At 75.7% G+C, this 9,956-nt stretch carries 8 protein-coding genes; 3 read left to right on the top strand and 5 right to left on the bottom strand.

Annotated features, from left to right (window positions below; all coding sequences use genetic code 11):
- Both PHY01_RS02545 and PHY01_RS02540 read left to right on the top strand, forming a co-directional pair.
- Positions 1 to 1,782, top strand: a 1,782-nt coding sequence (locus tag PHY01_RS02545) for an ATP-binding protein (RefSeq protein ID WP_141276563.1), incomplete at its 5' end; no start/stop codon positions are given.
- Positions 1,783 to 1,854: 72 nt separating this feature from the next.
- Entirely contained in the window at positions 1,855 to 2,388 is a 534-nt protein-coding gene (locus tag PHY01_RS02540; RefSeq protein WP_141276561.1) for a response regulator, read from the top strand.
- Between the two features lie 48 nt (positions 2,389 to 2,436).
- Here the strand turns inward: PHY01_RS02540 and PHY01_RS02535 are convergent, their stop codons facing one another.
- From PHY01_RS02535 to PHY01_RS02520, 4 genes are all read right to left on the bottom strand, one after another.
- Positions 2,437 to 3,066 (bottom strand): MSMEG_1061 family FMN-dependent PPOX-type flavoprotein, encoded by a 630-nt coding sequence (locus PHY01_RS02535; protein WP_141276559.1) that lies wholly within the window; start codon positions 3,064 to 3,066, stop codon positions 2,437 to 2,439.
- Positions 3,063 to 3,458, bottom strand: a complete 396-nt coding sequence (locus PHY01_RS02530; RefSeq protein ID WP_141276557.1) for a VOC family protein — start codon at positions 3,456 to 3,458, stop codon at positions 3,063 to 3,065. The genes PHY01_RS02535 and PHY01_RS02530 overlap by 4 nt, the downstream gene beginning before the upstream one ends.
- An 89-nt stretch (positions 3,459 to 3,547) precedes the next feature.
- Positions 3,548 to 3,721: a CsbD family protein gene (locus PHY01_RS02525; RefSeq protein WP_141276556.1), complete on the bottom strand. Its 174-nt coding sequence runs from the start codon at positions 3,719 to 3,721 to the stop codon at positions 3,548 to 3,550.
- Positions 3,722 to 3,779: 58 nt separating this feature from the next.
- Positions 3,780 to 4,835 carry an AbrB family transcriptional regulator gene (locus tag PHY01_RS02520; RefSeq protein ID WP_141276554.1) on the bottom strand — a complete coding sequence of 352 codons (1,056 nt, stop codon included), beginning with the start codon at positions 4,833 to 4,835 and terminating at the stop codon, positions 3,780 to 3,782.
- 47 nt (positions 4,836 to 4,882) lie between these two features.
- On the opposite strand from PHY01_RS02520, the gene PHY01_RS02515 reads away from it, so the two are divergent.
- A complete protein-coding gene (locus tag PHY01_RS02515) occupies positions 4,883 to 5,707 on the top strand; it encodes a class II aldolase/adducin family protein (protein ID WP_141276552.1) in 825 nt (274 codons plus the stop codon).
- Here the strand turns inward: PHY01_RS02515 and PHY01_RS02510 are convergent.
- Positions 5,676 to 9,920 carry a PAS domain-containing protein gene (locus PHY01_RS02510; RefSeq protein ID WP_141276550.1) on the bottom strand — a complete coding sequence of 1,415 codons (4,245 nt, stop codon included), beginning with the start codon at positions 9,918 to 9,920 and terminating at the stop codon, positions 5,676 to 5,678. The two genes, PHY01_RS02515 and PHY01_RS02510, sit on opposite strands and share 32 nt — an antisense overlap.
- Positions 9,921 to 9,956 lie beyond the last annotated feature (36 nt).

Here is a 9,956-nt window from a genome sequence, read left to right as displayed (position 1 = left end):
GGGTACGGGATGGCCGTCGGCGACCCGCCGGTGGCGGTGCGCTCGGGCGAGGGGCTGGTCGGGCAGGCGGCGTCCACCGGTGAGACCGTGCTGATGACCGACGTGCCCGAGGGCTACCTGCCGATCCGCTCCGGCGTGGGGGAGGCCGCCCCGCGCGCGGTGGTGGTGCTGCCGGTGCCGTTCGAGGGCGAGTCGCTCGGCGTCATCGAGTTCGGGTCGGTCACCCCGTTCTCGGCGCTACACCTGGCGTTCCTGGAGCGCCTGGTCGGCGCGGTCGGGGTCGCGCTGGCCACGATCCAGGCCAACCGGCGCACCGAGGAGCTGCTCGCGCAGAGCCAGGGCCTGGCCACCGAGCTGCAGGACCAGTCGTCGGAGCTGCAGCGGGCCAACGCCGAGCTGGAGGAGAAGGCCGAGCAGCTCTCCGAGCAGAACCGCAACGTCGAGATCAAGAACATGGAGATCGACGCCGCCCGGCGCGGGGTGGAGGAGAAGGCGCAGCAGCTCGCGCTGGCCAACCAGTTCAAGTCGGAGTTCCTGGCCAACATGAGCCACGAGCTGCGCACGCCGCTGAACTCGCTGCTGCTGCTCTCGCGGGTACTCGCCGACAACGCCGACGACAACCTCACCGCCCGCCAGATCGAGTTCGCCTCCACCATCCACGGGGCCGGCTCGGACCTGCTGGCGCTGATCGACGACATCCTCGACCTGTCCAAGATCGAGGCCGGGCGGGTCGACGTCGACTCCGCGGTGGTCGACCTGGGCGAGGTCCGCGACCACGTGACCCACGCGTTCGGGCCGCAGGCCGACCACAAGGGGCTGGAGCTGCGGGTGCAGACGGGGCCCGACCTGCCCGCCACCATCACCACCGACGCGCAGCGGCTCCAGCAGATCCTGCGCAACCTGCTGTCGAACGCGATGAAGTTCACCGACGCGGGCTCGGTGACGCTGACGATGTCGCGGGCGCCCTCGGGCACCCTCTACGGCGTGCCGCCGCTGGACGGGGCCCGCCACGTCATCGCGTTCTCGGTGCGCGACACCGGCATCGGCATCCCGGACGACAAGTTCTCGATGATCTTCGAGGCGTTCCAGCAGGCCGACGGCACGACGAGCCGCAAGTACGGCGGCACGGGCCTGGGGCTGTCGATCAGCAAGGAGCTGGCGCGCCTGCTGGGCGGGCGCATCGACGTGTCCTCCGAGGTCGGGGTCGGGTCGGAGTTCACGCTGTTCCTGCCCGACGAGCTGCCGGCCGTCACCTCGACGGCGCGGATCGCGCCGCGGGGCACCGGCGGGCCGCCGGAACCGCCCGCGTCGGGGGAGGGGGCGCGCCCGGCCCGCAGCTCGCCGATCCTGCGCGCGGCCTCCGGCGCGGCCACCCGGCCGGTCCCGGGCCTCGACGGAGTCACGGTGCTGATCGTCGACGACGACGTCCGCAACGTGTTCGCGTTGACCAGCGCGCTGGAGCTGCACGGGCTCACGGTGCTGTACGCGGAGAACGGCCACGACGGCATCGCGATGCTCACCGAGCACCCGGATGTCGACGTCGTGCTGATGGACGCGATGATGCCCGACATCGACGGCAACGAGACCACCCGACGCATCCGCGCCCTGCCGCAGGGCCGCGGCCTCCCGGTCGTGTTCCTCACGGCGAAGGCGATGCCGGGCGACCGCGAGTCCAGCCTGGCTGCGGGCGCCACCGACTACGTGACCAAACCCGTCGACCTCGACGAGCTGCTGGTGCTGATGGGCTCGTGGGTGCAGGCGCGCAGAGGGGTGGCGTCGTGAGTACCCCCGACGTGCTCTCTCCCTCGGAGGTGACATGAGCACCGCCGACGTGCTCTCTCCCTCGGAGGCGACATGAGTATCGCGCGGGTGCTGGCTGTCGACGACCGGCGGGAGAACCTGCTCGCGCTGCAGGCGATCCTGGAGGGGCTGCCGATCGAGATCGAGTCGGTCACCAGCGGCGAGGACGCGCTCAAGCGGCTGCTCACCGGCGACTACGCGGTGATCCTGCTCGACGCCCACATGCCGGGCATGGACGGCTTCGAGACCGCCGGGCACGTCAAGCAGCGCGAGCGGACCCGGCACATCCCGATCCTGTTCCTCACCGCCGTCGACTACGACCCGCACCTGGCCTTCCGCGGCTACCAGGCGGGCGCGGTCGACTACATCACCAAGCCGTTCGACCCGTGGGTGCTGCGGTCGAAGGTGGCGGTGTTCGTCGACCTGTGGTCGATGCACACCGAGCTGGCGCTGCGGGCGGCGGAGGTGGGGCGCCTGCGCCGGGCCGTCGACGACGCGGTGGCGCTGCTCGACGGCGCCGGCCGCGACCGCACGCCGGACCCGGCGGCGGCGCGGGCCCGGCTGGACGCGGTGCGGGACGCGCCCTGATCGATCCGGTGCGGGACGCGCCCTGATCGATCCGGTGCGGGACGCGCCTCAGAGGTTCTGCCGGTAGAGCCCGTCGGCGTAGGACGGGCTCTCGTAGTAGCTGCGGACCTCCTCGAGCGAGTCGGACCTCCGCTCGAGGGCCTGCACGATCTCCGCGCGCGAGGGCAGCTGCTCGGGGTGCCAGTGCTCGGGCTGCCACAGGCGGGAGCGCAGGAACGACTTCGCGCAGTGGTAGAAGATCTCCTGCACCGTGACCTCGGCGGCCAGGATCGGGCGGTGCCCCTTCACGATCATGTCGTCGAAGTACGGCGCGTCGCGGACCACCCGCACCCGCCCGTTGACGCGCAGCGTGTCGGTGCGGCCGGGCACCAGGAACAGCAGCCCGACGTGCGGGTTGGTGACCATGTTGCGGTAGCCGTCGATGCGGCGGTTGCCCGGCCGCTCCGGGATCGCGATCGTGCGGTCGTCGAGGACGCGGACGAACCCGGCCGGGTCGCCCTTGGGGGAGACGTCGCAGGTGCCGTCGGCGGCACTCGTGGACACGAGGCAGAACGGTGAGCTGCCGATCCACTCCACGTCGATCGGGTCGAGCCGGTCGCGGGCCTTGTCGGCGATCCAGGGCAGCGGGACGCCGATCAGCTCGTCGAGCTGCTCCAGGGTGGTGATCTCGTCGCTCATGTCTGCACCAGGCAGAACGGGTGCCCTGCCGGGTCGAGGTAGACCCGGAACGTGGTGCCGGGCTGGAACTCGTGCTTGCGGGCGCCGATGGCGAGCAGGCGCTCCTCGGCGGCGTCGAGGTCGGGCACGTCGAAGTCGAGGTGGGCCTGCTGCGGGTGTTCGGTGCCGGGCCACTGCGGGGGCCGGTGGTCGGGCACGTGCTGGAAGGCGATGGTGGCCCCGCCGCCGGGGGCGCGCAGCTGCACCCAGTCGGCGTCGGGGTCGTCGGGCGACGGCCCGTCGGGCGGCTCCCGGTCGAGCTCCCACCCGGTGATCGCGGAGTAGAAGCGGGCGAGCCCGAAGTGGTCGGGGCAGTCGAGCGCGACGAGGGCGAAGGTGGCGATCGCGGTCATGGCCCCGACGCTAGCCGGGACCCCCGACGGTTCGCGCGCACGAATCGGGCCCCGGTCGTGACGACCGGGGCCCGTGGGGTGCGCGCGGCTCAGCTCTTGAACGCGTCCTTGACCTTCTCGCCGGCCTGCTTGAGGTTGCTCTTGGCCTGGTCGTTGCGGCCCTGGGCCTCGAGGTTCTCGTCGTCGGTGGCGCGCCCGACGCCCTCCTTGACCTTGCCCGTCAGCTCCTGGGCCTTGTTGTCCATCTTGTCGTCGGTACCCATGTGGGCCTCCTCGTGGGTTCGTGGACCGTGATCACCGCATACCCCGCCCGGCGGGCGTTCACACGTCGCCGCGGCGCCCGACCAGCCGCGCCAGCAGCGGCGCGACGAGCAGCATGAGGACCACCCGGATCACCTGCACGGCCACCACGAAGGTGACGTCGCCACCTGCGGAGATGGCGGTGGCGAGCACCGCGTAGACCCCGCCGGGGGTGGTCGCGAGGTAACCCTCCAGGGGCGTGACGCCGGTGAGCGAGGACAGCAGCAGACCCAGCCCGGCGCACGCGACGATCACGGCCGCGATCAGGGCGGTGGCGAGGGGGAGCGCGCCGAGCACCGTGCGCAGCGCGGCCCGGGTGAAGCGGACGCCGGCCTGCCAGCCGATCACCGCGTAGGCGATCTCGACGACGAGCGCGGGCGGGGCCGCGCCGAACGTCGCGCCGGCGAGCCCGAGCGCGAGCGCCACCGCCATCGGCCCGAGCAGCCCGCCCGCGGGCACCCGCGTCACCCGGGCGATGCCGAGGCCGGCCGCGACGCAGACGGCGAGGAATCCCAGGTCGACGTACCAGGGCGCGCCCGGACCCGCCCCGGGCCCGGCCCCGCCGGTGACCGTCGCCTCGAACGCCAGCGCGGCCACGACCGGCATCGTCGCGGTGACGATCCCGACCCGCAGGTACTGCACGACGGCGACGAGCCGCTCGTCGCCGCCCAGCTCGCGGGCCACCGCGACCAGCCCGGAGGCCCCGCCCGCGGTGAGGGCGAGCATCCCGGTCAGCAGGGTGACGTCGCGGCGCACCCCCATGAGCAGACCCGCCCCCATGCTGACCGCCAGCGTGCCCACGGCGATGAGCAGGACCGGCAGCCAGCTCTGCGCGACCGCGCCGAGGGTCCCCGGGCGCGCGAGCAGGCCGATCACCACCCCGATGACGGCCTGGGCGGCGCCCGTTGCGCCGGCCGGGACGTCGCCGGGTGCCCGCCCGGCCAGCGCCAGGCCCGCGGCGACGAGCAGCCCGGCGAACAGGGCGGGGGACGGGACCCCGAACGCGGCGATCACGAGGGTGAGCGCCGCGGTGAGCCCGACGAGCAGGCCCCAGCGCGCCCACCCGTCCCGGTTCATCCCGGCGATCCTCGATCATGTCGGGGCGGGCGTGCACACTGGGCCGTATGACGACCACCACGCCACCGGCGGCCGCCGCGACGACCGGGGCCGACGGCCGGGGCCTGTACATGGCGAGCCCGCCGCGGTTCGACTCCGTCGAGGAGGAGCGGGCGCACCGCAAGGCCACGCTGGCCGTGGCCTTCCGCATGTTCAGCCGGGCCGGCCTCGACGAGGGCGTCGCCGGGCACATCACGGTCCGCGACCCGGCCGAGCCCGACACGTTCTGGGTCAACCCGTTCGGGATGCACTTCGCGATGATCCGCAGCAGCGACCTGGTGCGCGTCGACGAGGACGGCCGGGTCGTGGAGGGCGACCGGGCGGTCAACGGGGCCGCGGTCGCCATCCACTGCGCCGTCCACGCGGCCCGGCCCGACGTGCTGGCCGCCGCGCACGCCCACGGCCCGGCCGGCAAGACGCTGTCGAGCCTGGAGGTCGGCATCGAGCCGCTCACGCAGGACGCCTGCGCCTTCTACGACGACGTGGGCGTGTTCGACGACTTCACCGGCGTCGTCCTCGACCCCGAGGAGGGGCGCCGCATCGGGGCCGCGCTCGGGCCGCACAAGGCGGTGATCCTGCGCAACCACGGGATGCTCACCGTCGGTGCCAGCGTCGACAGTGCCGCCTGGTGGTTCCTCACCCTGGAGCGCACGGCCCGCTGCCAGCTCGACGCCTACGCCGCGGCCGCCGGGCTGGGCAGGCCGCCCCGCCGGATCCCGCACGAGGAGGCGGAGCTGACCCGCGGGCAGGTCGGCTACGAGTTCGCCGGGTGGTTCCAGTTCCAGCCGATCCGCGAGCGGATCATCGCTGAGCAGCCGGAGCTGTTCGACTGACCGGCCCGGTCGGCAGCCCGGCCAGCTCCAGGGCGCGGTGGACCACCCCGGAGTGCCCGGCGTCCAGGTGCGGGGCCCGTCCCCGTTCCGTCGCGGCGTCGACGACCGCGGCGAGCAGCGCGATCCCGGCCCCGGAGAGGTGGCCGACGCCGCGCAGGTCGAGCACCGGCCCGATGCCGCCGGAGCGGGCCGCGGCCAGCAGCCCGGGCCCGACCGCGTCGGCGCCCGCGGGGTCGAGGTCGCCCAGCACGGCGAGCCGTTCGCCGTCGGGGGTGCGGCGCGTCCGCAGGCTCGTCGGGCCGGCCGGGGCCTCGTCGGGCTCGGTCGCGGCGGCCGGGGCGTCGGGCCGCCGGGGCACGGCGGGCACGGTGAACCGGATCGTGGTGCCGTCGGCGTCGTGGTGCAGGTGCACGTCGTCGCCGATCTCCCGGATGAGCTGCAGCCCGCGCCCCCGGTGCCCGCGGTCGGCGGGCGGAGGGCGCCACCGGCCGCCGTCGCGGACCGACACGGCGATCCGGGTGGCGCCGCGGCGGGCCAGGTGGACCTGCATCCGGCCCGGCTCGGCGGCGCCGCGGTAGGCGTGCTCCGCGGCGTTGGCCGCGGCCTCGCCGAGCGCGAGCTGCAGGTCGTAGGACTCGTCGGGGTCGAGCCCGATCTCGGCGGCCCAGCGGGCGACGGTGTGGCGCAGCCCGCGCAGCTCGTCGCCGGCCGCGGGCAGGTCCAGGCTCAGCGGCGGCGGCGTCAGGCGGGCGACGATCAGCGCGACGTCGTCGGAGGGCCCGTCGTCGAGGCCCGCGGCGAGCAACGCCTCGGCCAGCTCCGCGGGCGGCAGCGGGTGGGCCTTCTCCCCGGCCGCGCACAGTCGCTCCAGCCCGTCGTCGACGACCTCGCCGCGGCGCTCCACCAGCCCGTCGGTGTAGAGCGCGATGCTGTCGCCGGGGGCGAGCCGGGCGGAGCCGGCGACGTAGGGCGGCCTGCCGCGCACGGCGAGCACGGTGCCGGTGGCGTCCTCCAGCAGCCGCGCGCCGTCGGGCCCGAGCACCAGCGGCGGCGGGTGACCGGCGCGGGCCCAGGCCACCGTGCCGTCGGCCGGGTCGAGGACCAGGCAGGTGACGGTGCTGCCGGCGGCGCCGGGGACCCGGTGGGCGAACCGGTCGAGGTGTCCCACCGCCACCTCCGGGGCGTGGCCCTCCAGCAGGTACGCCGACAGCGCGCTGCGCAGCTGCCCCATGACGGCCGCGGCCCGGCTGCCCTGCCCGACCACGTCGCCGACGGCGATGGCGACCCGGCCGCCGGGGAGCGGGAGCACGTCGTACCAGTCGCCGCCGGCGCGGGTGCCCTGCGCGCCGGGGAGGTAGCGGGCGGCCAGCGACAGGCGGTCCAGCTCGGGCAGGGTCGGCGGCAGCAGGCTGTTCTGCAGGGTCTCGGAGATCATGCGGCGCTCGTCGGCCGCGGCGGCGCGCTCCAGCGCGGGGGCCGCCTGGGCGGCCAGGGCCAGTGCGAACGCGCGCTCGTCGGGCGGGAAGGTGCGCGGCGTCGGGAACGCCAGGCCGACCACCCCCACGACGACCGAACCGGAGCGCAGCGGCAGCACCGCCGCCGCGGACCCGCCCGGCCGGTCGCCGAGCCAGATGGCGGTGCCCGAGCGGGCGGACCGGGAGAACGGCGTGTCGCCGTCGAGGCGCAGGACCGTGTCGTAGCGGTCGAGCGGGTCGTCGGCGCGCCCGACGGCGTGCACGCGCCGCAGCAGCCCCTGCTCCGCGTCGGCCACGTACACGCTCACGGCCCGTGCGCCGAGGATGTCGCGCAGCCGTCCGACGAGCCGGCGCCCGGCCTCGTCGACGGTGTCGGCGGTGGCGAGGTCGGCGGTGACCCGCTGCAGGTGCCGCTCGCGGGTCCGCCTGCGGTCGGACTCCAGCATCAGCGACGTGCGGCGCCCGAGCTCCTCGGCCAGCACGAGATCGGTGCGGTCGTGGAGGCGGGCCGGGCCGAGCGCGAGGAAGGACAGGACGCCGCCGAAGCGGCCCTCGATGCGCAGCGGCACCGTCAGGGCCGGGTGGTCGTCGACGGCCGTGGTGCCGGTCGACGACACCGGGCCGTCGGCGGCCCGCACGTCGGGGTGGGGCGCGGCCGGCGGGAACAGCAGCAGGTCGCGCTCGACGGCCGGGTCCGCGGGGCGGGAGACGGCGACGCGGCGGAGCAACCCGTCGGGCCCGGCCAGCGACACGACCGCGACGTCGCCGAAGTCGTCGGCCACGAGGCGGACCAGCGCGTCGAGCTTCTCCTCGGCGGCCCCTGCCTCGGCCATCAGCCGCCCGGTCTCGGCGAGGATCTCCGAGGAGCGCTCGGCCCGCCGCTGCTCGGTGACGTCGACGGTGAGCCCCTGCGCGCGCAGGGCCGTGCCGTCGCCGGTGTCGTCGCGGGCGACGTGCACGACCTGGTGGAGCCACACCGTGTGGCCGTCGGCGGTGCAGGCGCGGTAGGTGAGGTCGTGGTCGTGCCCGCCCCCGGTGCGTTCCGCGGTGGTCGCCAGCGCGGCTGCCCGGTCGGCCGGATGGATCAGCGAGGGCCACAGCCCCGGGTCGTCGAGCCAGCGCCGGACGGGGTACCCCAGCAGTTCGTGGGCCCGGTCGGAGACGAAGGTGAAGCGCAGCCCGACCGCCGGGTCCCAGTCGGCCTCCCACACCACCGCGGTGAGGCCGCCGACCATGGCCCGCAACCGGGCCGCGGCCGTGTCGGACGCGCGGCGGGCGGCCTGCTGCCCCGCCGCCTCGCGGCGCTCCCGCTCGGCCGCGCGCTGCTCGCTGACGTCGGTGGTGGTGCCGAGGAACCCGGTGACGGACCCGACGGCGTCGTGCAGGGGCCGGGCCGTGGAGGTGACGGTGCGCACCTCGCCCCCGGGCGTCAGCACCCGGAACTCCTGCCGCCAGGCGTACCCGCCGTCGACGGCCGCGCCCCAGCTCGCCGCGACGGCGGCGCGGTCCTCGGCGTGGATGTGCTCGACGCCGGCCAGCCCGTCGACCTCCCGCCCGGTGATCTCGGTCATGTGGTCGTTGGCGAAGGTGGTGGCGCCCGTGCGGTCGGCGACCCAGATGCCCACGGGGGCCTGCGCGACCAGCAGCCGGTAGCGCTCCCGCTCGGCCTGCAACGCGGGCTCGCCCCCGCGACGCTCGCGCAGGTCCTGGGCGACCGCGGAGTAGAACGCGGTGCGCCCGCGCGGGTCGGGGTGGGCCGCGGCGGCGAGCCAGACCGGGATGACGATCCCGGCGGTGTCGACCAGCCGCATCGAGCCGGACCAGGCCCCGGACCGGTCGACCTCGGCGAGCACGCCGTCGAAGCGCTTGCGGTCCGCCGGGGCGACCGTGGCGGCCATCGTCAACCCGCCCGGCGGACGGTCGGCTGGCAGGCCGAGCATCTCCCGGCCCGCCGGGTTGAGGTAGCGCACCGCACCGTCGGCGTCGGCGATGACGATCAGGTCGGCGGCCCGGTCGGCGAGGCCGCGGAACCGCGCCAGCTCCTCCTGCGCGAGGAGTTGCTCGGTGACGTCCCGCGTGGAGGTGTGGATCTCGACGGCCCCCGTGCGGGCATCGCGGACCCGTCGGGCGTGCAGGGCGAACCAGCGGTGCGTGCCGTCGGCGTGGCGCAGCCGCAGCGTCAGCCCGGCCGGTTCGTCGTCGGTGAGCCTGGCCAGGGCACGGTCGAGCGCCGCGGCGTCGTCGGGGTGCACCACGTCGCGCGGGTGCCGGCCGACGATGTCGTCGGGCCGGTACCCGGCCACCCGCCGCACCGACGGGGAGACCCACGACCAGGTGCCGTCGGGTGCGTGGCGCGCGATCACGTCGTCGGCGTGCTCGGCCAGCAGCCGGAACGCGGCGCCGGCCGTGCCGGGACGGTGACCGTCGGTGTCGGGCAGCACCACCCCGGTCCACGTGCCGCCCGCGGCGACCGCGTGCTCCCGGGCGGCCTGCTCGGTGCCGCCGGTGTGCCGCAGCCGGAAGGTCTCCGTCCAGCCCCGGCCCGCGGCCCGGGCGGCCGCGGTGCGGGCGAGGTAGCCGGGCAGGTCGTCGGGGTGCAGGCGGCGCTGCCAGCCGTCGCCCAGGTCGCCGCGGGGGTCGGCGCCGGTGGCACTGTGCCAGGCCGGGGCGAGCGCGGTCCGGGCCCCGGCCGGGTCGCTCACCCAGGTGATCACGTCTCCGCCCGCGTCGTCCGGCACGCGACGAAGTCTAGGAGGGCTCCTCCCGGCCCGCCG

Origin of the sequence: Pseudonocardia hydrocarbonoxydans (genome assembly GCF_006539565.1) — a bacterium.
Lineage (GTDB): Bacteria > Actinomycetota > Actinomycetes > Mycobacteriales > Pseudonocardiaceae > Pseudonocardia > Pseudonocardia hydrocarbonoxydans.
Note: the sequence above shows the minus strand (reverse complement) of the source record. Positions and strands in the feature narration are given on the sequence as shown.

Excerpts from the sequence above, each read along its gene's own strand:
- PHY01_RS02530 (WP_141276557.1), bottom strand. The coding sequence starts at position 3,458 with ATGACCGCGATCGCCACCTTCGCCCTCGTCGCGCTCGACTGCCCCGAC.
- PHY01_RS02515 (WP_141276552.1), top strand. The coding sequence starts at position 4,883 with ATGACGACCACCACGCCACCGGCGGCCGCCGCGACGACCGGGGCCGAC.
- PHY01_RS02520 (WP_141276554.1), bottom strand. The coding sequence starts at position 4,835 with ATGAACCGGGACGGGTGGGCGCGCTGGGGCCTGCTCGTCGGGCTCACC.
- PHY01_RS02540 (WP_141276561.1), top strand. The coding sequence starts at position 1,855 with ATGAGTATCGCGCGGGTGCTGGCTGTCGACGACCGGCGGGAGAACCTG.
- PHY01_RS02525 (WP_141276556.1), bottom strand. The coding sequence starts at position 3,721 with ATGGGTACCGACGACAAGATGGACAACAAGGCCCAGGAGCTGACGGGC.
- PHY01_RS02535 (WP_141276559.1), bottom strand. The coding sequence starts at position 3,066 with ATGAGCGACGAGATCACCACCCTGGAGCAGCTCGACGAGCTGATCGGC.